The organism is Escherichia sp. E2661 (assembly GCF_004745185.1).
GTDB lineage: Bacteria > Pseudomonadota > Gammaproteobacteria > Enterobacterales > Enterobacteriaceae > Escherichia.
Window position 1 is genome coordinate 201,678 of the sequence record NZ_PDIG01000011.1, and the last position, 24,581, is coordinate 226,258.

The following is a 24,581-nucleotide window of genomic DNA, read 5'->3' on the forward strand; positions in this document are numbered from 1 at the left end:
TCAACCCGAGGCCCCCTATATGCAGAACACATGTAGAGTGCCTCTTACTGACCGTAAGGTCAAGGAGAAGAGAGCAATGAAGCAGCATAAGGCGATGATTGTCGCCCTGATCGTCATCTGTATCACCGCCGTAGTGGCGGCGCTGGTAACGAGAAAAGACCTCTGTGAGGTTCACATCCGAACTGGCCAGACGGAGGTTGCTGTTTTCACGGCTTACGAATCCGAGTAAGAGCAACGGCGGGGAGCGATCCCCGCCACTTTACAGGTGCTCGCATATCTTCAACGCACCCTATTTTTTACCCTGGCCTGCCCACGGGCAGGCGTTTGGGGAGGTTAGCGAGTCAGGTCGTCGAAAAACTTCTTCACGCCATCAAAGAAGCTCTTTGAGCGCGGGCTGTTGTGCTCGCCGGTTGGGCCACCGAAGCTTTCTTGCAGCTCTTGCAGCAGCTGTTTCTGCTTCTCGTTCAGGCCTACCGGTGTTTCGACAACAACGCGGCACAGCAAGTCACCTTGCGCACCGCCGCGGACAGACTTGACGCCTTTACCGCGCATACGGAACAACTTACCGGTCTGGGTTTCGCCAGGCACTTTCAGTTTGACGCGACCATCAAGGGTCGGCACTTCGATTTCGCCACCCAGCGCAGCCATAGCGAAGTTGATCGGGACTTCGCAATACAGGTTGTTGCCTTCACGCTCGAAAATCGGGTGCTGTTTAACCTGTACCTGAACGTACAGATCGCCTGCCGGTGCGCCGTGTTCGCCCGCTTCACCTTCGCCCGCAAGACGGATGCGGTCCCCGGTGTCCACCCCTGCCGGGATTTTAACGGACAGCGTTTTGCTGCGCTCAACACGACCATGACCATGACATTTGTTGCACGGATCTTTGATCAGCGTACCGCGGCCCTGACAGTGTGGACAGGTCTGCTGCACGGCAAAGAAGCCCTGGCGCATCTGCACCTGACCAGAACCATGACAGGTCGGACAGGTCTGCGGCTGCGTACCTGGTTTTGCACCGCTACCGTGGCAAACATCACACTCTTCCAGAGTCGGAATGCGGATCTCTTTGGTCACGCCACGTACAGCTTCTTCGAGGGTGAGCTCCATGTTATAGCGTAAATCAGCACCGCGCGCCGCACGTTGACGACCACGCCCACCGCCAAAAATATCGCCGAAAACGTCACCAAAAATATCGCTGAAGTCTGCGCCGCCGCCAAAACCGCCGCCGCCCATGCCGCCTTGCTCAAACGCCGCATGACCATACTGATCGTATGCCGCACGTTTTTGCGAGTCGGTCAGAACTTCATAAGCTTCCTTGATCTCTTTAAATTTCGCCTCGGCCTCTTTGTCACCCTGGTTACGGTCCGGGTGGTATTTCATGGCCAGGCGTTTGTAGGCCTTTTTGATTTCACGCTCTTCCGCTGTTTTGGAAACGCCTAAAATCTCGTAATAATCTTGCTTAGCCATCTTTTTTTAATTGCCCCTAGATGAATGCACGGGCGGAGAGGAAATTCCCCTTCGCCCGTGTCAGTATAATTACCCGTTTATAGGGCGATTATTTTTTGTCTTTGACTTCTTCAAACTCGGCGTCGACAACATCGTCATCTTTCGCGTTGTTTGCAGAAGCATCAGCACCGGCAGTCTGCTGCTGGGCATGTTGCTGCTGGGCGATTTCCATCAGTTTCTGGGAAACCTGTGCCAGTTCCTGCATTTTCGCTTCGATAGCGGCTTTGTCTTCACCTTTCAGAGCAGTTTCCAGTGCAGTCAGCGCAGACTCGATAGCAGTTTTGTCGTCAGCCGGCAGTTTGTCGCCTGCTTCTTCAACCTGCTTACGGGTGCTGTGCAGCAGATGGTCGCCCTGGTTGCGAGTCTGTACCAGCTCTTCAAACTTACGGTCAGCTTCGGCGTTAGCTTCTGCGTCGCGTACCATTTTCTGGATTTCATCTTCGTTCAGACCAGAAGACGCCTTGATGGTGATCTTCTGCTCTTTACCGCTGTTTTTATCTTTCGCGGAAACGTGCAGGATACCGTCAGCATCGATATCGAAGGTAACTTCGATCTGCGGCATACCGCGCGGTGCCGGGTTGATACCATCCAGGTTGAACTGACCCAGAGATTTGTTATCAGCCGCACGTTTACGTTCACCCTGCAGCACATGGATGGTTACCGCAGACTGGTTGTCTTCAGCGGTAGAGAACACCTGGCTGTGCTTGGTCGGGATAGTGGTGTTTTTCGCGATCAGCGTCGTCATCACACCGCCCATGGTTTCAATACCCAGAGACAGCGGGGTAACGTCCAGCAACAGTACGTCTTTTACGTCACCAGTCAGAACACCACCCTGAACAGCAGCACCGATTGCTACAGCTTCGTCCGGGTTAACGTCTTTACGCGGCTCTTTACCAAAGAACTCAGCAACTTTCTTCTGAACCATTGGCATACGAGTCTGACCACCAACGAGGATAACGTCGTCGATATCAGATACGGACAGGCCAGCGTCCTGCAGTGCAACTTTCAGCGGCTCAATGGAACGGTTTACCAGATCTTCAACCAGGCTTTCCAGTTTCGCACGAGTCACTTTGATGTTCATGTGTTTCGGACCGGTCGCATCTGCAGTGATGTACGGCAGGTTAACATCGGTCTGCTGAGCGGAAGACAGCTCGATTTTCGCTTTTTCTGCCGCTTCTTTCAGGCGCTGCATTGCCAGCGGGTCGTTGCGCAGGTCAATGCCCTGATCTTTCTTGAATTCTTCAACCAGGTAGTTGATCAGGCGGCTGTCAAAGTCTTCACCACCCAGGTGGGTATCACCGTTGGTAGCCAGAACTTCGAAGGTTTTTTCGCCGTCAACTTCGTCGATTTCGATAATGGAAATATCGAAAGTACCACCACCCAGGTCATAAACCGCGATAGTACGGTTACCAGTACCTTTGTCCAGACCGTAAGCCAGCGCAGCTGCGGTCGGTTCGTTGATGATACGTTTTACTTCCAGACCAGCGATACGGCCTGCGTCTTTGGTTGCCTGACGCTGAGCATCGTTAAAGTATGCCGGTACGGTGATAACAGCTTCAGTTACCGGTTCACCCAGGTAATCTTCAGCGGTTTTCTTCATTTTTTTCAGCACTTCAGCAGAGATCTGCGGCGGTGCCATTTTCTGGCCTTTAACTTCGACCCATGCGTCGCCGTTATCAGCAGCAATAATTTTGAACGGCATGATGGAAACATCACGCTGCACTTCTTCGTCCTGGAAGCGGCGGCCAATCAGGCGTTTAATCGCAAACAGGGTGTTTTGCGGGTTCGTCACTGCCTGACGTTTAGCCGGCTGACCAACCAGAGTTTCACCATCCTGGGTATAGGCAATGATAGAAGGCGTGGTGCGATCGCCTTCGGCGTTCTCCAGCACACGAGGAGTGGTGCCATCCATAATCGCTACACAAGAGTTGGTAGTACCCAGGTCGATACCAATAATTTTACCCATCTAAACGTCTCCACTATATATTCGGTCATCATGTGGTATGAGTCTGTAATAGGGGCGAAACGTCTGGTTTCAACTGCCCAATTTCATTTTTTTGCAGACTCACTCACTGCGGTTGACTACTAAATGGGGTCGTAACCCACGTCATCAAGGGGGAGATGCAAAATTTTTTTGTGCTTTTGCGCAGAAATTTCGTGATATGCCCAAAGAAGACATGAAACAGACGGCATTTTCATTCATATAAAGAATGAATTCAACACAAGACATTCACCAAAAAATTGTAATAAAAAGAAAAGATTACATACCTGAATCTTCTTTTCGTCAGCAGTAAACTAGTGGCTATTCATCCCCTACTGCTCCCCGCTAAGAGAATCTTTATGAAATCCGTTTTTACGATTTCCGCCAGCCTGGTACTTAGCCTTATGTTGTGCTGCACGGCGCAAGCTAACGACCATAAAATCCTCGGCGTCATTGCGATGCCGCGTAACGAAACCAACGATCTGGCGCTGAAACTCCCCGTTTGCCGCATCGTAAAACGTATCCAACTCACCGCCGACCACGGCGATTTACAGTTGAGCGGCGCGTCGGTTTATTTCAAAGCCGCCCGTAGCGCCAGTCAAAGCCTGAATGTTCCCGCCGAAATTAAAGAAGGGCAAACCACCAACTGGATCAACATTAACAGCGATAACGACAACAAACGTTGCGTGTCAAAAATCACCTTTTCCGGTCATACCGTGAACTCGTCCGATATGGCCACGCTGAAAGTTATCGGCGACGATTAACGCTTGAACAGAGAAGCCACAATAAATGAATGTTAATTACCTGAATGATTCAGATCTGGATTTTCTCCAACATTGTAGTGAGGAGCAACTGACCAATTTCGCCCGTTTGCTCACCCATAACGAAAAAGGCAAAACTCGACTCTCCAGCGTTCTGATGCGTAATGAACTGTTCAAATCGATGGAAGGGCATCCCGAGCAACATCGCCGCAACTGGCAGCTAATTGCCGGAGAATTACAGCATTTTGGCGGCGATAGTATCGCTAACAAACTTCGCGGACACGGCAAACTGTACCGGGCCATTTTGCTCGACGTCTCAAAACGGCTGAAGCTAAAAGCCGACAAAGAGATGTCTACGTTTGAAATTGAGCAACAGTTACTGGAGCAATTTCTGCGCAATACCTGGAAGAAAATGGACGAGAAACATAAGCAGGAATTTCTCAAGGCAGTCGATGCCAGAGTCAACGAGCTGGAAGAGTTATTACCGCTGCTGATGAAAGACAAATTATTGGCAAAAGGCGTGTCGCATCTGCTTTCCAGCCAACTTACCCGCATTTTACGCACCCACGCAGCAATGAGCGTTCTCGGGCATGGTTTGCTGCGCGGCGCGGGGCTAGGAGGCCCGGTGGGCGCGGCATTAAACGGAGTTAAAGCTGTCAGCGGTAGCGCCTATCGCGTTACTATTCCGGCGGTCCTGCAAATTGCCTGCCTGCGTCGAATTGTCAGCGCCACTCAGGCCTAATCCCTCACATCGGGGAAAATTTTCATTTTCCCCTCAAAAGATCATGGACACTACTCTATTGGCTGATTATTATGCCGCGCCCTGAAATCACTACAGTTATTCAGGGAAATTATTTCACCATTCATTCAATGATGATTTTTGAGGAATTATGGGCAACACTAAGTTGGCTAATCCGGCACCGCTGGGCCTGATGGGCTTCGGCATGACCACCATTCTACTTAACCTGCACAACGTGGGTTATTTCGCTCTGGACGGTATTATTCTTGCCATGGGCATCTTCTACGGCGGCATCGCGCAAATTTTCGCTGGTCTGCTGGAGTATAAAAAAGGCAACACTTTCGGGTTAACCGCCTTCACCTCTTACGGTTCTTTCTGGCTGACGCTGGTTGCGATTCTGCTGATGCCGAAACTGGGTCTGACCGATGCGCCAAATGCGCAGTTCCTTGGTGTCTACCTGGGTCTGTGGGGCGTGTTTACGCTGTTTATGTTCTTCGGCACGCTGAAAGGCGCACGCGTTCTGCAATTCGTTTTCTTTAGCCTGACCGTGCTGTTTGCCCTGCTGGCGATCGGTAACATTGCCGGCAACGCCGCGATCATCCACTTTGCCGGCTGGATTGGTCTGATCTGCGGTGCCAGCGCAATCTATCTGGCGATGGGTGAAGTGCTGAACGAGCAGTTTGGTCGCACCGTTCTGCCGATTGGTGAATCCCACTAATTGCTTGATATCCCCCGCTCGGGGGATATCAGATTGTTGACAACGTGCGCTTTATTCATGCCGGAAGCGACGTGAACGCCTTATCAGGCCTACAAAATCGTGCAAATTCAATATATTGCAGGAAGATCGTAGGCCTGATAAGCGTAGCGCATCAGGCAGTTTTGCGTTTGTCATCAGTCTGATCCCCCCGCCTGGGGGGATTTTTTTATTCGCTAACTTCTCGTCTTGCGCTCTTCGGTCTGAATGCTGCAACCACTTCCGGTGCCGTTTCAACATATGGCCCTTCCAGCAACTGAATGCAGTACGGTACGCTGGCAAAAATACCGTGCACCACGACCTTACCCTCGGCATCCTTCACGCCTTCCAGCGTCTCTTTAATAGACTTCGGTTGACCGGGTAAATTAAGAATCAGTGCCTGTTTACGAATCACACCCACCTGACGCGAAAGGATCGCAGTTGGCACAAAATGCAGGCTGATCTGGCGCATCTGTTCACCAAAGCCAGGCATCTCGCGGTCCGCTACTGCCAGCGTCGCATCGGGCGTTACGTCACGGCGCGCCGGGCCAGTACCGCCGGTTGTCAGCACCAGATGGCAACTCATTTCATCCACCAGCTCACACAACGTTTGCTCAATGATCGCCTGCTCATCGGGGATTAAGCGAGTTTCCAGTTCAAACGGCGTGGTTAGCGCCGATGTCAGCCATTCTTCCAGCGCAGGGATGCCTTTATCCTGATAAACGCCGCTGGACGCGCGATCAGAGATGGAAACTAAGCCAATACGTAAAGTATTCATCAAGATTTTTCCGTTTAAACAGTCTCGTTAAACAGAATGATACACTGCGAAGGGAGTGACAGACAGGCTTCAGAAGAGGTAGCGTGACCGACTTCCCGGTCACGCTAAGAATGATTACAGCAGGTCGCCGATCATTTTTTCCAGTTTTTCCTGGTCAACAGCAAACTTACGGATACCTTCCGCCAGTTTATCTACTGCCATTGGATCCTGGTTGTGCTGCCACAGGAACTCGGACTCAGTGATACGCGCCGGACGCGCTTTCACTTCGCCGGTGTAAGACAGTTTACGTTCGATAGCGCCCTTCGCTCTCAGCCAGCTCTTTCAGCAGTGCCGGTGCGATGGTCAGACGGTCGCAGCCTGCCAGTTCCAGAATTTCGCCGATGTTACGGAAGCTTGCGCCCATAACCACGGTTTCATAACCGTGTTCTTTGTAGTACTGGTAGATTTCAGATACAGAAACGACACCCGGATCTTCTGCCGGAGCGTACTCTTTCTTATCGGTATTGGCTTTGTACCAGTCAAGAATACGGCCAACAAACGGAGAAATCAGGAACACGCCCGCTTCCGCACAAGCACGTGCCTGAGCGAAGGAGAACAGCAGAGTCAGGTTACAGTTGATACCTTCTTTTTCCAGCTGTTCTGCAGCACGGATACCCTGCCAGGTAGAAGCCAGTTTGATCAGAATACGATCGTTGCTAATACCTGCATCGTTGTAGAGCTTAATCAGGCGTTTTGCTTTCGCAATTGACGCTTCGGTGTCATAGGAGAGACGCGCATCAACTTCAGTTGAGATACGGCCCGGAACCAGTTTCAGGATTTCCAGACCAATATTGACAGCCAGTTTGTCGGTCGCGTCCACGATCTGCTGCGCGCGATCGTTGCTCTGCTGTTTCGCCCAGGCGACAGCATCATCAATCAACTTACGGTATTCCGGAATTTGCGCTGCGTTAAGAATGAGAGAAGGGTTGGTTGTGGCATCCTGCGGTTGATACAGCTTCATTGCCGCGATGTCCCCAGTGTCGGCCACTACGGTGGTGTACTGACGAAGGGAGGTCAATTTGTCCGTCATGATAGTATTTCTCTTTAAACAGCTTGTTAGGGGGATGTAACCGGTCTGCCCTGATGATATCACGACGTAACGACAGCGCAACCGCAGACAAAAGGGTTATCACCAGGCAAGACTGTTTCGGATTTCTGACATGGCGTTGATATCACCCGCCATTTTTAAACAAAACCTCATGTATGCTACACAGACGTTATCAACCAATGCACATCGTATATAATTCTTAATCAATTGGTAACGTTTACACAGGAATGTAACCGCGCGCCGGCGACAAGAGGGATACGAATGCCTGATTTTTTCTCTTTTATTAACAACGTACTATGGGGATCAGTGATGATCTACCTGCTCTTCGGCGCAGGCTGTTGGTTCACTTTTCGTTCTGGGTTCGTTCAATTTCGCTATATTCGTCAGTTTGGCAAAAGTCTTAAAAATAGCATTCATCCGCAACGAGGCGGTTTAACTTCTTTTCAATCATTGTGTACCAGTCTCGCCGCACGTGTCGGCAGCGGCAACCTGGCAGGCGTTGCGCTGGCTATCACCGCAGGTGGGCCGGGTGCCGTTTTCTGGATGTGGGTTGCCGCATTTATTGGCATGGCGACCTCTTTTGCCGAATGTTCCCTTGCCCAGCTTTATAAAGAACGTGACGTCAATGGGCAGTTTCGTGGCGGACCGGCATGGTATATGGCGCGTGGGTTAGGGATGCGCTGGATGGGCGTTCTGTTCGCCGTCTTTTTGCTCATCGCCTACGGACTGATTTTCAGCGGTGTTCAGGCAAATGCTGTCGCGCGCGCGATGAGTTTTGCATTTGATTTCCCTCCGTTAGTAACGGGTGTCATTCTCGCCATTTTTACTCTGTTGGCGATCACTCACGGCATTCATGGCGTCGCCCGGCTAATGCAATGGTTTGTCCCTATTATGGCGTTAATCTGGGTACTCACCAGCCTGGTCATTTGCGCAATGAATATCGGGCAACTTCCACACGTTATTTGGTCTATTTTTGAAAACGCCTTTGGCTGGCAGGAAGCGGCAGGCGGCGCGGCGGGTTATACCCTGAGTCAGGCGATTACTAACGGTTTTCAGCGCAGTATGTTTTCCAATGAGGCGGGGATGGGATCAACACCGAACGCAGCAGCGGCGGCGGCATCATGGCCACCGCATCCGGCAGCGCAAGGTATTGTCCAGATGATCGGCATCTTTATCGACACGATGGTGATTTGTACGGCAAGCGCCATGCTGATATTGCTGGCTGGTAACGGCACCACCTATTTGCCACTGGAAGGTATCCAACTCATTCAGAAAGCGATGCGTGTATTAATGGGTTCCTGGGGGGCAGAATTTGTCACGATAGTGGTGATTCTATTTGCCTTCAGCTCGATCGTCGCCAACTACATTTATGCCGAAAATAATCTCTTCTTTTTACGGCTGAACAACCGGAAAGCTATCTGGAGTCTGCGTATCTGTATCTTTGTTACGGTCATTGGCGGTACCCTACTGAGCCTTCCTCTGATGTGGCAACTGGCCGATATTATTATGGCCTGCATGGCAATCACCAATTTGACAGCGATTTTGCTGCTTTCCCCCGTGGTGCATATCATTGCCAGCGATTATCTGCGCCAACGTAAACTCGGCGTACGTCCGGTGTTTGATCCGCTGCGCTACCCGGATATCAGTCAGCAACTGTCCCCTGATGCGTGGGATGATTTGTCACAGGAGTAATCACAACTATCGATCAACTCATCCACTTTTTTTTGCTACAGTCGCAGTAAATTTCCTGCAAGGACTGGATATGTTGATTCTGATTTCACCTGCTAAAACACTTGATTATCAAAGCCCTTTGGCCACCACACGCTACACGCTGCCGGAGCTGTTAGACAACTCCCAACAGCTTATTCATGAAGCGCGAAAACTAACGGCACCGCAGATTGGCAAACTGATGAAAATCAGTGACAAGCTGGCCGATCTCAACGCTACCCGCTTTCATGACTGGCAGCCAGATTTCACGCCAGAGAATGCCCGGCAGGCAATTCTGGCATTTAAAGGCGATGTCTATACCGGCTTGCAAGCCGAAACCTTTAGTGAAGAAGATTTCGCTTTTGCCCAGCAGCATTTACGTATGCTTTCCGGTTTGTACGGCGTACTGCGCCCGCTCGATTTAATGCAGCCATACCGTCTGGAGATGGGGATCCGTCTTGAGAATGCGCGGGGTAAAGACCTGTACCAGTTCTGGGGGGATGTGATCACCAACAAGCTAAACGAAGCGCTCGAAGCACAAGGCGATCAAGTGGTGATTAACCTGGCGTCAGATGAGTATTTTAAATCAGTGAAACCGAAGAAATTAAATGCCGAGATAATCAAGCCGGTATTCCTCGATGAGAAGAACGGCAAGTTTAAGGTCATCAGCTTCCATGCTAAAAAAGCGCGTGGCCTGATGAGTCGGTTTATCATTAAAAATCGCCTGACCAAGCCAGAGCAACTGACAGGTTTTAACAGTGAAGGTTACTTCTTCGATGAAGCCTCTTCCAGCAATGGCGAACTGGTGTTTAAACGCTACGAACTGCGTTAAGTTTGCGGTAAATGCCGGAGGTCATCCGGCATTTATATTTAGCGGTGATGTCTGCCAGGCCCCGGATAATGATCATCCCGGTGGTCATGACGATGATCGTCACGATGATCGCGATGATTATTATAGTGCGGCTGCAGTCCGTATGGGTGCCAGCGATTGCCTCGCCATTCATAATTTCTGTGCCACCAGTCGTGGTCACGCCAGTAACCGCCATCCCAGTAGAAACCGCGATAATCACGATCGCCAATCTGTAACTTTACTGATGGCACCAGCATTATTTCCTCAGCCTGCGCTGCCATAGGAGCAACCAGAATCAGGGAAAATGCGAGTAAGAGAGATTGCATCTTTTTCACAGGTGACTCCTTATTATCATTGCCAGTTATGGGCCGATAAAAGGAGCTTACGGTAAAAGAACCCTCGTTGTCATTATCCAACCTAAGTTACCGCATTTATTGAAAATTTCTCCTTTTTTTCTGTCGATTTTTCTCATATTTTCTCCACAAAAAAGCCGAGCTGCATAAACGCAAGCCCGGCTATTTTTTCGAAATTTAATGGATATTAATTATGATTCATCATCAGCTTGCGCAGCGCGGCAAAATCGGCAGGCAGACTATGTGAAAGTAAGGGTAAATCAGCACGTTCTGCCAGCTCTTTTGGCAGTTCCAGCGTTTCACCAAGAATCACTTCCACGCTCTCTTTAAACTTCGCCGGGTGCGCAGTGCCGAGGAACAGGCCATATTCGCCAGGATGAAGCTGGTCACGCAGCGCGCGGTAAGCCACGGCAGCATGCGGTTCCGAGGTATAGCCCAGTGCTTTTAACTCACGCATTGTCTGCTGGGTGGTTTCATCATCCACCGCCGCATAACCCAGCTCCTTGAGTTGCCAGATTTTACGGCGGAACAATTCCTCCACTCGCGGCCAGTTGTTTGGCTGGCTGACATCCATCGCATTGGATAATGTCGCCTGGGTAGCTTTAGGCGACCACTGGCCTTCATGCAAGAACCGCGGCACTGTATCGTTCACGTTGGTCGCAGCGATAAAACGCTTCACCGGCAGACCGAGTGATTTCGCCAGCAATCCTGCCGTCAAATCGCCGAAGTTTCCGCTTGGAACTGAAACAACCAGCTGGTTGCGCGCTTCCTGCGGCAACTGCGCCACGGCTTCAAAGTAATAGCAAATCTGCGCCAGCAAGCGACTGATGTTAATGGAGTTAGCAGAGTTCAGCCCCAGCGCCACTTTCAGTTCTTCATCATCGAACGCCTGTTTCACAAGAGCCTGGCAGGCATCAAAATCGCCGTCGATGGCAACAGTTTCAATATTGCCACCCAGCGTACAGAACAGTTTTTCTTGCAGTGGACTGATTTTGCCGCGCGGGTAAAGGATGACCACTTTAACATTCGGTAAACCGTAGAAAGCGTGAGCCACCGCCGCTCCGGTGTCGCCAGAAGTCGCAGTCAGAATGGTCACTGGCTTATCGCCCGCAATATGAGTCAGCATTTGCGCCATAAAGCGACCGCCGAAATCTTTAAATGCCAGCGTTGGCCCGTGGAACAACTCCAGACAACCGACGTCATTTTCAACTTTGGCGACCGGAGCCGGGAAAGCAAATGCCGCGCGCACGCGCTCTTCCAGAACTTCCTGTGGGATCTCATCACCAATAAACGCCGAGAGGATCTTCGCGCTGCGAGTGACGAAATCCAGTTTCAGCATCTCATCAATTTCGGTCAGGCTGAATTCCGGTAGCTCATGAGGGAAAAACAACCCCTGATTTTTGCCCAATCCCTGCGTTACGGCTTGCGCAAAACTGACCTGCTCATTGTGATCTTTCAGATTGTAGAGTTTCATTTAGTTTTCCAGTACTCGTGCGCCCGCCGTATCCAGCCGGCAAATATGAACAAAACCTTCCTGATTCTGCAGGTAATTCTTACCTAACCAGTCGGCAACTCGCTGGGCGGTATCCAGTTTATCGCACAGGGCGAACAAGGTCGGCCCCGAGCCGGAGATACCGCTCGCTACCGCACCGATTTCCGCGACCGCCTGACGTGCTTGCCTGAAGCCTGGCAATAAACGTTCACGGTAGGGTTCAGCGATAACATCTTTCATCAGCTTCGCGGCAAGTTCAGGCTGGCGGGAATAGCAGGCGTGAATGAAGCCCGCCAGGTGTCGCCCGTGCGCAATGCAATCCTGGCGGCGATACTGCGCCGGTAAAATAGCCCGTGCTTCTGCCGTCGAGACTTTAATCCCCGGATACGCCAACACCCATAACCACTCATCAAATCCTGGTACCTGCTGGCTGATGATGCCGTTTTCTTCGATCATCAACTGCATGCCGCCAAGAAAGCACGGTGCCACGTTGTCGTAATGAATGCTGCCGGAGATACGCCCTTCCAGTTCGCCCATCAAGGCCAGCAGGCGGGTATCATTGAGCGGCTTACCGCAGTGTTCATTCATCGCCACCAGCGCCGCGACCACCGAACAGGCGCTGGAACCTAAGCCAGAACCGATCGGCATATTCTTTTCCAGGGTCATCGCCACTGGAATTTGCTTACCCACTTCCTGGCAAAAACGCTCCCAGCACTGATAAACGATATTTTCCTGCGGTTCTGACGGTAGCTTGCCTGCAAACCGTCCAAGATTGTTGAGACTGAAGCGCTCTGCTGACTCAACCGTCACTACATCTCCCAGCAAGGAACCATCAACAGGCACCACCGCCGCCCCGAGCACATCAAACCCGACGCTCATATTGGCACTGGAAGCCGGAGCATAAACCTTAACCATTTTAGACTCCTAACTTCCATGAGAGGGTGCGTAGCAGATCGGCAAAGACACCGGCAGCTGTAACGTCATTACCCGCACCGTATCCGCGCAGGACCAGCGGCAGTGGCTGATAATAGTGGCTATAGAAGGCCAATGCGTTTTCGCCGTTTTTCACTTTGAACAGCGGATCGTTGCCATCCACTTCAGCAATCTTCACGCGGCAGACGCCATCTTCATCAATATTGCCAACATAGCGCAAAACTTTTCCTTCATCACGGGCCTTCGCCACGCGCGCGGCAAAGAGATCGTCGAGCTGTGACAGATTCGCCATAAAAAGTCGCAACATCGCCTTCCGCGTTAAACTCTGCGGGCAGCACAGATTCGATTTCGATATCCGCCAGTTCCAGTGATCGTCCTGTTTCACGGGCGAGAATCAACAGCTTGCGCGCCACATCCATACCAGAAAGATCATCACGCGGGTCCGGTTCGGTATAGCCCATTTCTCTTGCCAGCGTGGTGGCCTCGGAGAAGCTCATCCCTTCGTCTAACTTACCGAAGATGAAAGAAAGCGAACCAGAAAGAATGCCAGAGAATTTCATCAATTCATCACCCGCGTTGAGCAGGTTTTGCAAGTTCTCAATGACCGGCAACCCCGCACCGACGTTGGTGTCATAAAGGAATTTACGCCGTGATTTTTCCGCCGCGTAACGCAGCTGATGGTAGTAATCCATCGACGAGGTGTTGGCCTTTTTGTTCGGGGTCACCACATGGAAACCTTCGCGCAGGAAGTCGGCATATTGATCCGCCACCGCCTGGCTGGAAGTGCAATCGACAATCACCGGATTCAGCAAATGATATTCTTTCACCAGGCGAATTAAGCGCCCAAGGTTGAACGGCTCTTTGGCTTGCGCCAGTTCTTCCTGCCAGTTATCCAGGTTAAGGCCATGCACATTAGTCAGCAGCGCCTTCGAGTTAGCAACGCCGCAAACGCGTAAATCGATGTGTTTGTTCTTCAGCCAGCTTTGCTGACGCTTCAGTTGCTCCAGCAGCGCGCCGCCAACGCCACCGACGCCAATCACAAACACTTCGATAACCTGATCGGTATTGAACAGCATCTGATGAGTAACGCGCACGCCAGTGGTCGCATCATCGTTATTTACCACGACAGAGATTGAGCGTTCAGAAGACCCTTGAGCAATGGCGACAATGTTGATATTGGCGCGGGCCAGTGCGGCAAAGAATTTCGCCGAGATCCCACGCAAGGTGCGCATACCATCGCCCACCACCGAAATAATGGCCAGCCGTTCAGTGACCGCCAGCGGCTCCAGCAAACCTTCTTTCAGTTCCAGGTAGAACTCTTCCTGCATCGCGCGTTCAGCACGCGCACAGTCGCTTTGTGGTACGCAGAAACTGATACTGTATTCGGAAGATGATTGCGTAATCAGCACCACTGAAATGCGGGCGCGTGACATTGCCGCAAAGACGCGCGCCGCCATGCCGACCATTCCTTTCATCCCCGGACCAGAAACGCTGAACATTGCCATGTTATTCAGATTGGAAATGCCCTTGACCGGTAATTCATCTTCATCACGGCTGGCGCCAATGAGCGTACCTGGTGCTTGAGGATTTCCGGTATTTTTAATCAGGCAAGGGATCTGGAACTGAGCGATAGGGGTAATGGTGCGAGGGTGAAGAACTTTAGCGCCGAAGTAGGAAAGCTCCATCGCTTCCTGGTACGACATCGACTTCAACAGCCTCGCATCGGGCACCTGACGCGGGTCGCAAGTATAGACACCATCGACATCCGTCCAGATCTCGCAACAATCGGCGCGTAAACAGGCGGCGAGTACCGCGGCGGAGTAGTCAGAACCGTTACGTCCCAGCACCACCAGCTCACCTTTTTCATTACCGGCGGTAAAACCAGCCATCAGCACCATATGGTCAGCCGGAATGCGGCTTGCCGCAATACGGCGGGTGGACTCAGCAATATCGACCGTAGATTCGAGGTAATGACCGATTGCCAGCAGCTTTTCGACCGGATCGATAACGGTAACGTTGTGACCACGCGCTTCCAGTACCCCGGCCATAATGGCGATCGACATTTTTTCACCACGGCAAATCAGCGCGGCGTTGATGCTGTCCGGGCATTGCCCCAACAAGCTAATGCCATGCAGGACATGTTTGATTTGGGCAAATTCTTGATCAACGAACGCTTTCAATTGCGCCAGTGGAAATCCCGGTTGGGCGGCGGCGAGTCCCGTCAGAAGTTCGGCAAAAATACGTTCGGCATCGCTGATATTGGGTAAAGCATCCTGACCGCTAATGGTTTTTTCAATCATTGCGACCAGATGGTTGGTAATTTTGGCGGGGGCAGAGAGGACGGTGGCCACCTGCCCCTGCCTGGCATTGCTCTCCAGAATATCGGCAACCCGCAGAAAACGTTCTGCATTTGCCACTGATGTACCGCCGAACTTCAACACTCGCATGGTTGTTACCTCGTTACCTTTGGTCGAAAAAAAAAGCCCGCACTGTCAGGTGCGGGCTTTTTTCTGTGTTTCCTGTACGCGTCAGCCCGCACCGTTACCTGTGGTAATGGTGATGGTGGTGGTAATGGTGGTGCTGATGCGTTTCATGGATGTTGTGTACTCTGTAATTTTTATCTGTCTGTGCGCTATGCCTATATTGGTTAAAGTATTTAGTGACCTAAGTCAATAAAATTTTAATTTGCTCACGGCAGGTTACCAGTTCATAGAGTGCTGGTAGATGCTCTTTTTTTAATCCACACAGAGACATATTGCCCATTGCAGTCAGAATAAAAATCTGAAAACACCCTTCCTTGTCGTTTTTTATTTGGTGATATTTTTTTCAATATCATGCAATAAACGATGCAACATGGCCGTATCTCGTTGCTCCAACAGCCCGATGCGTTGTTGTAACCAGTCGACCAGTTTGGTGTCATCTGCCACCGCCAGAGTCGTTAACAATGACATGGCTCGTTCACGTAAAGCCTGCAGTTGAAATGGGTCCGCCGTTGCGGCAGATTCCACCGGTTGTTGTATTAATGTTGCTAATTGATAGCAATAGACCATCACCGCCTGCCCCAAATTCAGTGATGGATAATCCGCCACCATTGGCACGCCGGTGAGGACATCAGCAAGCGCCAACTCTTCGTTAGTCAAGCCGGAATCTTCGCGACCAAAGACCAGCGCCGCATGGTTCATCCATGTCGATTTTTCCTCCAGTAGCGGCACCAGTTCTATTGGCGTGGCGTAGTAATGGTATTTCGCCCGACTGCGCGCAGTGGTAGCAACGGTAAAATCAACGTCGTGTAGCGATTCAGCCAGCGTTGGAAAAACTTTAATATTATCAATAATATCACCAGAACCATGCGCCACCCAGCGGGTAGCTGGTTCCAGGTGTGCCTGGCTATCGACAATGCGCAGCTCGCTAAATCCCATTGTTTTCATCGCCCGAGCCGCTGCACCAATATTTTCAGCTCTGGCAGGTGCTACCAGAATGATCGTTATACGCATGTTGCCACTCTTCTTGATCAAATAACCGCGAACAGGGTGATGAATGTCAACTTATTACGCGGAGAGAATTTACAAATTAGTAACGTAAGTCGCAGAAAAAGCCCTTCAGTTAACTTAAAAAAAGCTAAACTATTTCTTGACTATACTAACGGTGTAATTGTTAAAAATTGCTACATATCCTTCTGTTTACTTAGGATAATTTTATAAAAAATAAATCTCGACAATTGGATTCACCACGTTTATTAGTTGTATAAGGCAACTAGTTGTATTATTAAAATAATGTGACGAAAGCTAGCATTTAGATACGATGATTTCATCAAACTGTTAACGTGCTACAATTGAACTTGATATATGTCAACGAAGCGTAGTTTTATTGGGTGTCCGGCACGTCTTAGCCTGTTATGTTGCTGTTAAAATGGTTAGGATGACAGCCGTTTTTGACACTGTCGGGTCCTGAGGGAAAGTACCCACGACCAAGCTAATGATGTTGTTGACGTTGATGGAAAGTGCATCAAGAACGCAATTACGTACTTTAGTCATGTTACGCCGATCATGTTAATTTGCAGCATGCATCAGGCAGGTCAGGGACTTTTGTACTTCCTGTTTCGATTTAGTTGGCAATTTAGGTAGCAAACATGCAGACCCCGCACATTCTTATCGTTGAAGACGAGTTGGTAACACGCAACACGTTGAAAAGTATTTTCGAAGCGGAAGGCTATGATGTTTTCGAAGCGACAGATGGCGCGGAAATGCATCAGATCCTCTCTGAATATGACATCAACCTGGTGATCATGGATATCAATCTGCCGGGTAAGAACGGTCTTCTGTTAGCGCGTGAACTGCGCGAGCAGGCGAATGTTGCGTTGATGTTTCTGACTGGCCGTGACAACGAAGTCGATAAAATTCTCGGCCTCGAAATCGGCGCAGATGACTACATCACCAAACCGTTCAACCCGCGTGAACTGACCATCCGTGCACGCAACCTGCTGTCCCGTACCATGAACCTGGGTACAGTCAGCGAAGAACGTCGTAGCGTTGAAAGCTATAAGTTCAATGGTTGGGAACTGGACATCAACAGCCGTTCATTGATCGGTCCTGATGGCGAGCAGTACAAACTGCCGCGCAGCGAGTTCCGCGCCATGCTTCACTTCTGTGAAAACCCAGGCAAAATTCAGTCTCGTGCTGAACTGCTGAAGAAAATGACCGGCCGTGAGCTGAAACCGCACGACCGTACTGTAGACGTGACGATCCGTCGTATTCGTAAACACTTCGAATCTACGCCGGATACGCCGGAAATCATCGCCACCATTCACGGTGAAGGTTATCGCTTCTGCGGTGATCTGGAAGATTAATCGGCTTTACCACCGTCCAAAAAAACGGCGCTTTTTAGCGCCGTTTTTTTATTTCCAGATACGTAACTCATCGTCCGTTGTGACTTCTTTACTGGCTTTCATTTTCGGCAGTGAAAACGCATACCAGTCGATATTCCGCGTCACAAACATCATGCCGGCCAGCGCCACCACCAGCACACTGGTTCCCAACAACAGTGCGCTATCGGCAGAGTTGAGTAGTCCCCACATCACACCATCCAGCAACAACAGCGCGAGGGTAAACAACATGCTATTGCGCCAACCTTTTAATACCGCCTGCAAGTAAATACCGTTCATTAATGCCCCTATCAAGCTGGCAATTACCCATGCCACGGTAAAACCGGTATGTTCAGAAAGCGCCAGCAAGAGCAAATAAAACATCACCAATGACAGCCCCACCAGCAAATATTGCATCGGGTGCAAACGTTGCGCGGTGAGCGTTTCAAAAACAAAGAAGGCCATAAAAGTCAGCGCAATCAGCAAAATAGCGTACTTAGTCGCCCTGTCCGTTAATTGATACTGATCGGCAGGCGTAGTGACTGCGACGCTAAACGCCGGGAAGTTTTCCCAGCCGGTATCATTGCCTGAAGCAAAACGCTCACCGAGATTATTGGCAAACCAGCTACTTTGCCATTGCGCCTGAAAACCGGATGCACTTATTTCTCGTTTCGCAGGCAAAAAATCACCTAAAAAACTGGGATGCGGCCAGTTGCTGGTTAAGGTCATTTCGCTATTACGCCCAGCAGGCACCACAGAAAGATCGCCGGTACCGCTTAAATTCAGTGCCATATTCAGCTTCAGGTTCTGCTTCCGCCAGTCCCCTTCGGGTAAAGGGATATGCACGCCCTGCCCGCCTTGCTCTAACCCGGTGCCGGGTTCAATGGTCAGCGCTGTTCCGTTAACTTCAGGCGCTTTCACCACACCAATACCACGCGCATCCCCGACGCTAATCACAATAAATGGCTTGCCTAAGGTGATATTTGACGCGTCGAGTTCGTTAAGACGCGAAACATCGAAATCGGCTTGTAGCGTTAAATCACTGTGCCAGACCTGACCGGTATAAATACCAATCTTGCGTTCTTCCACATTCTGATTACCATCAACCATCAACGACTCAGGTAACCAAAAATGGATAAAACTTCGTTTCCGCTCCACGGTTTTATCCTCTTCCTGCACCGTATAAAGCTCGGTCACAGGAATAGCGATGAGCGGCCCAACGAGTTTTTGCGGCCCGCTGGTACTTTGGCGAATCGCATCTTCCACATCGCTACGGTAATCGGCACGTTCGACAATCACCTGCCGAATCAGCATTATCGGAATCAACAACAGCAATACTGCACCAAACAGGGTGGTCATTTTCCAGAACAGGGGGGATTTCAACATAGTCTTCTCCTTTGCAATGGCGACAGGATATGAAGGCTATGTGGGAAGAATTTGAAGTCATGTGAAGTGACGGTGAAGTCGAAGCAAGGCCAATACGCCGCCTTCCGGCACGTTGCGCAACGTGACTTCGCCATTAAGCAAACGGGCAACTTCACTGACAAACGCCAGCCCCAGCCCACTGCTTTTTTGCCCATTTCGCTCGCGGCAAAGAGTAGAAACGCTCAAAAATACGTGACAGCGCGTAGTCAGGAATACCACTACCGGTATCCAGCACATTAAGCGTGACGTGTTCCTGATCCACTTCGGCGCTTAGCGTTATGCAGCCATTCTCGGGAGTAAAATCAATAGCATTATCCAGCAAATTCCCCAGCGCCTGCTCCAGTAACGCCGGTTCAGCAGCAACGTTAACCTCGGTGGGCATAACATTAAGAGTGATATTTTTTTCTGCCAACTGCACGGTGCGCGCTTCACTGACGCGGCGAAATAATGCCGCCACATCAACCGCAGAAAGAACGACCTCCTGGCGATTCTCCAGTCTTGCCTGGCGTAGTAGCGTTTCCACCAGCGCCTGCATTCGCGCGTTTTGCGTCAGAATATTGTCGGTAAAACGGGCTACCACTTCCGGTGGCGGACCTTCGCGTAAAATTTCCGCCGCGCCACGAATTGCCGCCAGCGGACTTTTCAACTCATGAGTTAACGCGTAGACATACTGCTCAATATAGTTTTTCCCCTCCAGTTTCACGCGCATACTTTCCAGCGCCTGCGCTAACTTACGCAGCTCGCTACTGCCGAGTTCAGGAAGCGGAACGGGCTTATTGTCGGTAACGGAATCAGCATAACGAGTGAGTCGGGCAATGGAGTGGTTGATCCACCAAACCATTCCTGCGCCGATTACCAGCGCAATTCCCAGCAAAATGGCGCTCGCCCATAAAATTCGCCGCTCGCTGCGTTTAATCACCGGTGCCATCGCCGCGTTCGGTTTGCCTACGCTCAAAACGCCAACCAGCCGCGTGCCGTCCATAATAGGTGCGGCAACATACATCACAGAACTTTCGGGATCGGCAGGATTTTGCAACGTACTGCGCGCACCATACTGACCACGCAACGTTAGCCAGACATCATTCCAGCGGGAATAATCCTGCCCGACGGCTTTATTGGCCGAATCAAACAATACTTTGCCCTGCGCATCAGTCATATAGACATGATATTCGTTGCGCACTTTGTTGATGCCGCTGATATTGGCGCGAAACGGGCGATTTTGTAGCTGGTTAAATGCCTGCGCCAACTGCCCATGCGTTGGGTCACCAGAGAGCAAATCGGCACGCGCCAGCTCCGCCAGCAACGTTGCCGTATCGATCAACGTCCCTTCCGTCGCCCTTCGCACGCCCGGTTTAACTTCTTTGACAAAAATAGCCAGTACGAACCAGGCGGCTACCGCCACCAGTAAAAAATACCCCAGCAACAGCCGCATGCCGATACGCATTACAGGCTCCTCAGGCTGTATCCCATGCCGCGATGGGTATTGATCGGCGAAAGCTCGGGATTAATCGCGCGCAGTTTGGCACGCAGCGTTTTAATGTGAGTATCGACAGTGCGATCGTAGGTGTCCTGCGCATCTTCCCAGACGCTATCCATCAGTTGCTGACGGGACCAGACGCGGCCCGGCGACTTAAGTAACGTTTTCAGCAACAAAAACTCATACCGTGTTAGCGTTAACGGCGTGTCAAACCAGCTGATCTGCGCCGCAGGTTCATTCAGTTCAAAATGACCAATACGGATGACGGGAGAAGGCGTAGAAAACTTCTTCACCCGACGCAGTAAGGTGCGCACTCTGGCGCACACTTCGCGGGGTGAAAACGGTTTAGCCACGTAGTCGTCAGCGCCAATTTCCAGTCCAAGCAGGCGATCCACCTCTTCACTACGGGCTGTCAGGAACAGTACAGGTAGCGCCGGATGGATCACCAGCAACTGACGGCACAATTCAAAGCCGCTGATATCCGGCAGACCTACATCGAGAATAATGACGTCGGGAACCTGATGGCGTGCTTTATCCAGCACCGGTAAGCCTCGCTCAAAGACCTCGACGGCAAAACCGTCCTGCTGCAACATGTAGACCAGCGTGTCGGCTATCCCTTGCTCGTCTTCCACTAACCAGACCGTTTCCCGTTGCATATATCGCCTCTGTTATTGCCGCCACGGCATGACAGGCACCGCGCTAATCGCGTTTTTCGGCGACCCATCTACAACTTTGTCGGAGTAGGCCAGGTAAGCGAGCGCGTTGCGTTTGGCGTCATAGAAGCGTACGACCTGTAACGACTTAAAGACCAGCGACGTACGTTTTTTGAATACCACTTCGCCCTGAGCTTTGCCGTTTTTAATGCGCTCTGACAGTTCAATCGGCCCGACTTGCTGGCAGGAAATAGCCGCATCGGAAGTATCTTCCGCCAGGCCCAATCCCCCTTTAATACCGCCGGTTTTTGCCCGACTCACATAACAGGTGACATTTTCCACATCGGGATCGTCAAAGGCTTCTACGACAATTTTGTGATCCGGGCCGATCATTTTAAATACGGTATCGACCGAACCAATTTCTTCCGCATGTGCCAATGGCCCCAGCATTATCAGGCTTAAAGACAGGATCAAATGCTTGTATTTCATATTGTTACCATTTTTATAAGTTACACAGAGCAATTAGTTCGTCACGGTAAATAACATATTGATTAAGAACAAAATCTCAACACTTTTATTTCCGTCAAGACCTAAAACATACTCTACTAAAGAAAAAAACACTGAATGCTAAAACAGCAAAAAATGCTATTATCCAATTACCTGATGTCAGGTGCTCGTTGTGAAAGGATGAGGATATTTTATGGATCAGGCCGGCATTATTCGCGACCTTTTAATCTGGTTGGAAGGTCATCTGGATCAGCCACTGTCGCTCGACAATGTAGCGGCGAAAGCAGGTTATTCCAAGTGGCACTTACAGAGAATGTTTAAAGATGTCACTGGCCATGCTATTGGCGCGTATATTCGTGCTCGTCGTTTGTCGAAATCGGCGGTTGCACTACGCCTGACCGCGCGCCCAATTCTGGATATTGCGCTGCAATACCGCTTCGACTCTCAACAGACATTTACTCGTGCATTCAAGAAGCAGTTTGCCCAGACTCCCGCACTTTACCGCCGTTCTCCTGAATGGAGCGCCTTTGGTATTCGCCCGCCGCTGCGTCTGGGTGAATTCACCATGCCAGAGCACAAATTTGTCACGCTGGAAGACACGCCGCTGATTGGCGTAACTCAGAGTTACTCCTGTTCACTGGAGCAAATCTCTGATTTCCGCCATGAAATGCGTTATCAGTTCTGGCACGATTTTCTCGGTAATGCGCCGACTATTCCGCCAGTACTTTACGGCCTGAATGAAACGCGTCCAAGCCAGGATAAAGACGACGAGCAAGAGGTGTTCTACACGACTGCATTGGCTCAGGAGCAAGCAGACGGCTATGTACTGACGGGGCATCCGGTGCTGTTGCAGGGCGGCGAATATGTGATGTTTACCTATGAAGGTCTGGGAACCGGCGTACAAGAATTTATCCTGACGGTATACGGAACATGCATGCCGATGCTCAACCTGACGCGCCGTAAAGGTCAGGATATTGAGCGATACTATCCGGCAGAAGATGCCAAAGCGGGAGATCGCCCAATTAATCTGCGCTGCGAACTGCTGATTCCAGTACGTCGTTAACGCTGCAGCTCGTCTAATGCAGGGGCGTCCAGATGCGAGATGTCCCCTGCTGTTTCAACTACCCAACCAGACGCCAGCCACAGGCTTTCCTGATAATCCACGCGCGAAATAGAACAGTTACGCAGACGTAAGCGGCGTTCTGCCCATGCAGGTAGGCCCAGAATAGTACTCACCAGGCATCCCAGCGCGATACCGTGGCTCACCAGTAGCGGTCGACTTCCCTGCGGCAAATCCCGACAAGATTCCAGTGCAGCATTGACGCGCTCGCTCAGTTCCTGCATTGACTCGCCTTCAGGAATACGCCCGTCGACAGTGCCATTTACCAGTTGGCGACGCCAGTTCTCTTCTTCTTCGGTCAGAGAGTCGATATGTCTTTTTTCCAGCACGCCCATATTTAATTCACGCAGGCGGGAATCAAAGATTATGTCACAGCCGCAAGCCTGAGCGATGATTTCCGCCGTGCGCCGGGTGCGACCTAAATCGCTACTGATGATATGTGTGATTCCAAGCTCTTTGGCACGTGCCGCCACCTGCATTGCTTGTTGCTCACCTTTGGCAGTCAGTGGGCTATCAGACTGACCCTGAATACGTCGCTCGGCGTTCCACTGCGTTTCACCGTGGCGGACTAGGTATACCTGTAACATGCTTTTTTTCCGTATACTGCTGTAACGTTAATTTTTGAGTAATCCTGATTATGCACCATGTTGTCTGTGCGACCACCAATCCCGCTAAAATTCAGGCCATTCTGCAGGCATTTCACGAGATCTTCGGCGAAGGATCCTGCCACATTGAGTCCGTTGCCGTCGAGAGCGGCGTACCGGAACAACCCTTTGGCAGTGAGGAAACGCGCGCTGGCGCACGAAATCGGGTAGAAAATGCCCGCCGTTTACATCCAGAGGCCGATTTTTGGGTAGCGATTGAAGCGGGCATTGATGGTGACAGCACCTTCAGTTGGGTGGTCATTGAAAGCACCAACCAACGTGGCGAAGCACGTTCGGCTACTTTGCCGTTACCTGCGGTGATTCTGCAGAAAGTGCGTGAGGGTGAGGCGCTTGGCCCCGTGATGTCGCGTTATACCGGTATTGATGAGATTGGTCGTAAGGAAGGAGCCATCGGCGTGTTTACCGCCGGGAAACTCACTCGCGCCAGCGTCTATCACCAGGCGGTGATCCTGGCGCTGAGTCCGTTTCATAATGCCGTGTATCAGTCATTGTAAACCGGATAAGGCGTTCACGCCGCATCCGGCATTCGGTGCACGGTGCCTGATGCGACGCTGCCGCGTCTTATCAGACCTACCAAACATATTGAAATTGCTGGTATTTGTAGGACGGATAAGGCGTTCACGCCGCATCCGGCATTCGGTGCACAATGCCTGATGCGACGCTGACTGAACTGAACCCCAAAACCTGGACAGTTTCATTTAACCGGCTTTTTGATACTCAGTCCGGTATTCTACCGGGCTGAGTCCCCCAAGACTGAGTTTTATTCTTTTTTGATTCCAGTAAGTTATGTATTCGCTAACGGCATTTTCCAGTTCTTCCACACTCCTGTAGTTCCGGCGATAGTACATTTCTTCTTTCAGGTGACCAAAGAAGTTCTCCATTACCGCATTATCAAGGCAGTTGCCCTTGCGCGACATGCTCTGCACTAACCCTTTGTCTGCCAGGGCAGACTGATA

The 24,581-nt window shown here is 50.9% G+C and carries 23 protein-coding genes, 3 pseudogenes and 1 other annotated feature; of the genes and pseudogenes, 9 read left to right on the top strand and 17 right to left on the bottom strand.

Annotated features, from left to right (window positions below; all coding sequences use genetic code 11):
- Window positions 1–76: 76 nt before the first annotated feature.
- Window positions 77–229 carry a type I toxin-antitoxin system toxin MokC gene (mokC, locus tag CRI63_RS06500; protein ID WP_000809168.1) on the top strand — a complete coding sequence of 51 codons (153 nt, stop codon included), beginning with the start codon at window positions 77–79 and terminating at the stop codon, window positions 227–229.
- A 104-nt stretch (window positions 230–333) separates the two neighbouring features.
- Here mokC and dnaJ read toward each other — a convergent pair whose 3' ends face one another.
- Entirely contained in the window at window positions 334–1,464 is a 1,131-nt protein-coding gene (gene dnaJ, locus CRI63_RS06505; protein ID WP_001118464.1) for a molecular chaperone DnaJ, read from the bottom strand.
- A gap of 88 nt (window positions 1,465–1,552) precedes the next feature.
- On the bottom strand, window positions 1,553–3,469 hold the full coding sequence (gene dnaK, locus CRI63_RS06510) for a molecular chaperone DnaK (protein WP_000516135.1): 1,917 nt from the start codon (window positions 3,467–3,469) through the stop codon (window positions 1,553–1,555).
- A gap of 374 nt (window positions 3,470–3,843) precedes the next feature.
- Between dnaK and CRI63_RS06515 the strand changes: the two genes are divergently transcribed.
- The 3 genes from CRI63_RS06515 (at window position 3,844) to satP (ending at window position 5,702) form a co-directional block, all read left to right on the top strand.
- Complete coding sequence (locus CRI63_RS06515; protein ID WP_135518882.1) at window positions 3,844–4,248, top strand: DUF2541 family protein; 405 nt, start codon at window positions 3,844–3,846, stop codon at window positions 4,246–4,248.
- A gap of 25 nt (window positions 4,249–4,273) precedes the next feature.
- Window positions 4,274–4,987, top strand: a complete 714-nt coding sequence (gene msyB / locus CRI63_RS06520; protein WP_135518884.1) for an acidic protein MsyB — start codon at window positions 4,274–4,276, stop codon at window positions 4,985–4,987.
- Between the two features lie 148 nt (window positions 4,988–5,135).
- The gene (gene satP / locus CRI63_RS06525) at window positions 5,136–5,702 is read left to right on the top strand and encodes an acetate uptake transporter (RefSeq protein ID WP_000528538.1); all 567 of its coding nucleotides are present in this window, start codon (window positions 5,136–5,138) and stop codon (window positions 5,700–5,702) included.
- A 205-nt stretch (window positions 5,703–5,907) separates the two neighbouring features.
- Here the strand turns inward: satP and mog are convergent, their stop codons facing one another.
- Entirely contained in the window at window positions 5,908–6,495 is a 588-nt protein-coding gene (gene mog / locus CRI63_RS06530) for a molybdopterin adenylyltransferase (protein WP_130204821.1), read from the bottom strand.
- 114 nt (window positions 6,496–6,609) lie between these two features.
- Window positions 6,610–7,564: pseudogene (tal, locus tag CRI63_RS06535) on the bottom strand (transaldolase).
- Window positions 7,565–7,843: 279 nt separating this feature from the next.
- On the opposite strand from tal, the gene CRI63_RS06540 reads away from it, so the two are divergent.
- Both CRI63_RS06540 and yaaA read left to right on the top strand, forming a co-directional pair.
- Complete coding sequence (locus tag CRI63_RS06540) at window positions 7,844–9,274, top strand: sodium:alanine symporter family protein (RefSeq protein ID WP_135518886.1); 1,431 nt, start codon at window positions 7,844–7,846, stop codon at window positions 9,272–9,274.
- Between the two features lie 70 nt (window positions 9,275–9,344).
- Complete coding sequence (yaaA, locus tag CRI63_RS06545; RefSeq protein WP_130204817.1) at window positions 9,345–10,121, top strand: peroxide stress protein YaaA; 777 nt, start codon at window positions 9,345–9,347, stop codon at window positions 10,119–10,121.
- 38 nt (window positions 10,122–10,159) lie between these two features.
- Here the strand turns inward: yaaA and CRI63_RS06550 are convergent, their stop codons facing one another.
- The 7 genes and pseudogenes from CRI63_RS06550 to yjjY form a co-directional block, all read right to left on the bottom strand.
- The gene (locus CRI63_RS06550) at window positions 10,160–10,474 is read right to left on the bottom strand and encodes a DUF2502 domain-containing protein (RefSeq protein ID WP_130217502.1); all 315 of its coding nucleotides are present in this window, start codon (window positions 10,472–10,474) and stop codon (window positions 10,160–10,162) included.
- Window positions 10,475–10,679: 205 nt separating this feature from the next.
- Window positions 10,680–11,966 (bottom strand): threonine synthase, encoded by a 1,287-nt coding sequence (gene thrC / locus CRI63_RS06555; RefSeq protein WP_135518888.1) that lies wholly within the window; start codon window positions 11,964–11,966, stop codon window positions 10,680–10,682.
- Window positions 11,967–12,899, bottom strand: coding sequence for a homoserine kinase (gene thrB / locus CRI63_RS06560; RefSeq protein ID WP_135491888.1), 933 nt, complete (start codon window positions 12,897–12,899; stop codon window positions 11,967–11,969).
- 1 nt (window position 12,900) lies between these two features.
- Window positions 12,901–15,364: pseudogene (gene thrA, locus CRI63_RS06565) on the bottom strand (bifunctional aspartate kinase/homoserine dehydrogenase I).
- A 26-nt stretch (window positions 15,365–15,390) separates the two neighbouring features.
- Window positions 15,391–15,510, bottom strand: a sequence feature (Thr leader region).
- Entirely contained in the window at window positions 15,446–15,511 is a 66-nt protein-coding gene (gene thrL, locus CRI63_RS06570) for a thr operon leader peptide (RefSeq protein WP_001386572.1), read from the bottom strand. Its footprint overlaps the feature before it by 65 nt.
- A gap of 213 nt (window positions 15,512–15,724) precedes the next feature.
- Window positions 15,725–16,411, bottom strand: a complete 687-nt coding sequence (locus tag CRI63_RS06575; RefSeq protein ID WP_130217510.1) for a tRNA/rRNA methyltransferase — start codon at window positions 16,409–16,411, stop codon at window positions 15,725–15,727.
- A 399-nt stretch (window positions 16,412–16,810) separates the two neighbouring features.
- Window positions 16,811–16,951 (bottom strand): protein YjjY, encoded by a 141-nt coding sequence (gene yjjY / locus CRI63_RS06580; protein ID WP_001303782.1) that lies wholly within the window; start codon window positions 16,949–16,951, stop codon window positions 16,811–16,813.
- Between the two features lie 95 nt (window positions 16,952–17,046).
- Between yjjY and arcA the strand changes: the two genes are divergently transcribed.
- On the top strand, window positions 17,047–17,763 hold the full coding sequence (gene arcA / locus CRI63_RS06585) for a two-component system response regulator ArcA (RefSeq protein ID WP_001194358.1): 717 nt from the start codon (window positions 17,047–17,049) through the stop codon (window positions 17,761–17,763).
- A gap of 48 nt (window positions 17,764–17,811) precedes the next feature.
- Here arcA and creD read toward each other — a convergent pair whose 3' ends face one another.
- The 4 genes and pseudogenes from creD to creA form a co-directional block, all read right to left on the bottom strand.
- Window positions 17,812–19,164 carry a cell envelope integrity protein CreD gene (creD, locus tag CRI63_RS06590; RefSeq protein ID WP_135518890.1) on the bottom strand — a complete coding sequence of 451 codons (1,353 nt, stop codon included), beginning with the start codon at window positions 19,162–19,164 and terminating at the stop codon, window positions 17,812–17,814.
- Between the two features lie 57 nt (window positions 19,165–19,221).
- Window positions 19,222–20,647, bottom strand: a pseudogene (creC, locus tag CRI63_RS06595) (two-component system sensor histidine kinase CreC).
- Window positions 20,647–21,336 carry a two-component system response regulator CreB gene (gene creB / locus CRI63_RS06600; protein WP_135518894.1) on the bottom strand — a complete coding sequence of 230 codons (690 nt, stop codon included), beginning with the start codon at window positions 21,334–21,336 and terminating at the stop codon, window positions 20,647–20,649. Before creB ends, creC begins: the two are co-directional and overlap by 1 nt.
- Window positions 21,337–21,348: 12 nt before the next feature.
- Window positions 21,349–21,822 (bottom strand): protein CreA, encoded by a 474-nt coding sequence (gene creA / locus CRI63_RS06605; protein WP_135518896.1) that lies wholly within the window; start codon window positions 21,820–21,822, stop codon window positions 21,349–21,351.
- Between the two features lie 211 nt (window positions 21,823–22,033).
- Here creA and robA point away from each other — a divergent pair, with 211 nt between their 5' ends.
- Window positions 22,034–22,903: an MDR efflux pump AcrAB transcriptional activator RobA gene (gene robA / locus CRI63_RS06610; RefSeq protein WP_130204798.1), complete on the top strand. Its 870-nt coding sequence runs from the start codon at window positions 22,034–22,036 to the stop codon at window positions 22,901–22,903.
- On the opposite strand, the gene gpmB is transcribed toward robA, so the two are convergent.
- Complete coding sequence (gene gpmB / locus CRI63_RS06615) at window positions 22,900–23,547, bottom strand: 2,3-diphosphoglycerate-dependent phosphoglycerate mutase GpmB (protein WP_059216559.1); 648 nt, start codon at window positions 23,545–23,547, stop codon at window positions 22,900–22,902. The genes robA and gpmB overlap by 4 nt on opposite strands.
- Window positions 23,548–23,597: 50 nt before the next feature.
- Between gpmB and yjjX the strand changes: the two genes are divergently transcribed.
- Window positions 23,598–24,119 (top strand): inosine/xanthosine triphosphatase, encoded by a 522-nt coding sequence (gene yjjX / locus CRI63_RS06620; protein ID WP_135385075.1) that lies wholly within the window; start codon window positions 23,598–23,600, stop codon window positions 24,117–24,119.
- 204 nt (window positions 24,120–24,323) lie between these two features.
- On the opposite strand, the gene CRI63_RS06625 is transcribed toward yjjX, so the two are convergent.
- The coding region (locus CRI63_RS06625) for an IS3 family transposase (RefSeq protein WP_167852305.1) at window positions 24,324–24,581 on the bottom strand (258 nt) is incomplete at its 5' end.

Excerpts from the sequence above, each read along its gene's own strand:
- mokC (WP_000809168.1), top strand. The coding sequence starts at position 77 with ATGAAGCAGCATAAGGCGATGATTGTCGCCCTGATCGTCATCTGTATC.
- dnaJ (WP_001118464.1), bottom strand. The coding sequence starts at position 1,464 with ATGGCTAAGCAAGATTATTACGAGATTTTAGGCGTTTCCAAAACAGCG.
- dnaK (WP_000516135.1), bottom strand. The coding sequence starts at position 3,469 with ATGGGTAAAATTATTGGTATCGACCTGGGTACTACCAACTCTTGTGTA.
- CRI63_RS06515 (WP_135518882.1), top strand. The coding sequence starts at position 3,844 with ATGAAATCCGTTTTTACGATTTCCGCCAGCCTGGTACTTAGCCTTATG.
- msyB (WP_135518884.1), top strand. The coding sequence starts at position 4,274 with ATGAATGTTAATTACCTGAATGATTCAGATCTGGATTTTCTCCAACAT.
- satP (WP_000528538.1), top strand. The coding sequence starts at position 5,136 with ATGGGCAACACTAAGTTGGCTAATCCGGCACCGCTGGGCCTGATGGGC.
- mog (WP_130204821.1), bottom strand. The coding sequence starts at position 6,495 with ATGAATACTTTACGTATTGGCTTAGTTTCCATCTCTGATCGCGCGTCC.
- CRI63_RS06540 (WP_135518886.1), top strand. The coding sequence starts at position 7,844 with ATGCCTGATTTTTTCTCTTTTATTAACAACGTACTATGGGGATCAGTG.
- yaaA (WP_130204817.1), top strand. The coding sequence starts at position 9,345 with ATGTTGATTCTGATTTCACCTGCTAAAACACTTGATTATCAAAGCCCT.
- thrC (WP_135518888.1), bottom strand. The coding sequence starts at position 11,966 with ATGAAACTCTACAATCTGAAAGATCACAATGAGCAGGTCAGTTTTGCG.
- thrB (WP_135491888.1), bottom strand. The coding sequence starts at position 12,899 with ATGGTTAAGGTTTATGCTCCGGCTTCCAGTGCCAATATGAGCGTCGGG.
- CRI63_RS06575 (WP_130217510.1), bottom strand. The coding sequence starts at position 16,411 with ATGCGTATAACGATCATTCTGGTAGCACCTGCCAGAGCTGAAAATATT.
- yjjY (WP_001303782.1), bottom strand. The coding sequence starts at position 16,951 with ATGACTAAAGTACGTAATTGCGTTCTTGATGCACTTTCCATCAACGTC.
- arcA (WP_001194358.1), top strand. The coding sequence starts at position 17,047 with ATGCAGACCCCGCACATTCTTATCGTTGAAGACGAGTTGGTAACACGC.
- creD (WP_135518890.1), bottom strand. The coding sequence starts at position 19,164 with ATGTTGAAATCCCCCCTGTTCTGGAAAATGACCACCCTGTTTGGTGCA.
- creB (WP_135518894.1), bottom strand. The coding sequence starts at position 21,336 with ATGCAACGGGAAACGGTCTGGTTAGTGGAAGACGAGCAAGGGATAGCC.
- creA (WP_135518896.1), bottom strand. The coding sequence starts at position 21,822 with ATGAAATACAAGCATTTGATCCTGTCTTTAAGCCTGATAATGCTGGGG.
- robA (WP_130204798.1), top strand. The coding sequence starts at position 22,034 with ATGGATCAGGCCGGCATTATTCGCGACCTTTTAATCTGGTTGGAAGGT.
- gpmB (WP_059216559.1), bottom strand. The coding sequence starts at position 23,547 with ATGTTACAGGTATACCTAGTCCGCCACGGTGAAACGCAGTGGAACGCC.
- yjjX (WP_135385075.1), top strand. The coding sequence starts at position 23,598 with ATGCACCATGTTGTCTGTGCGACCACCAATCCCGCTAAAATTCAGGCC.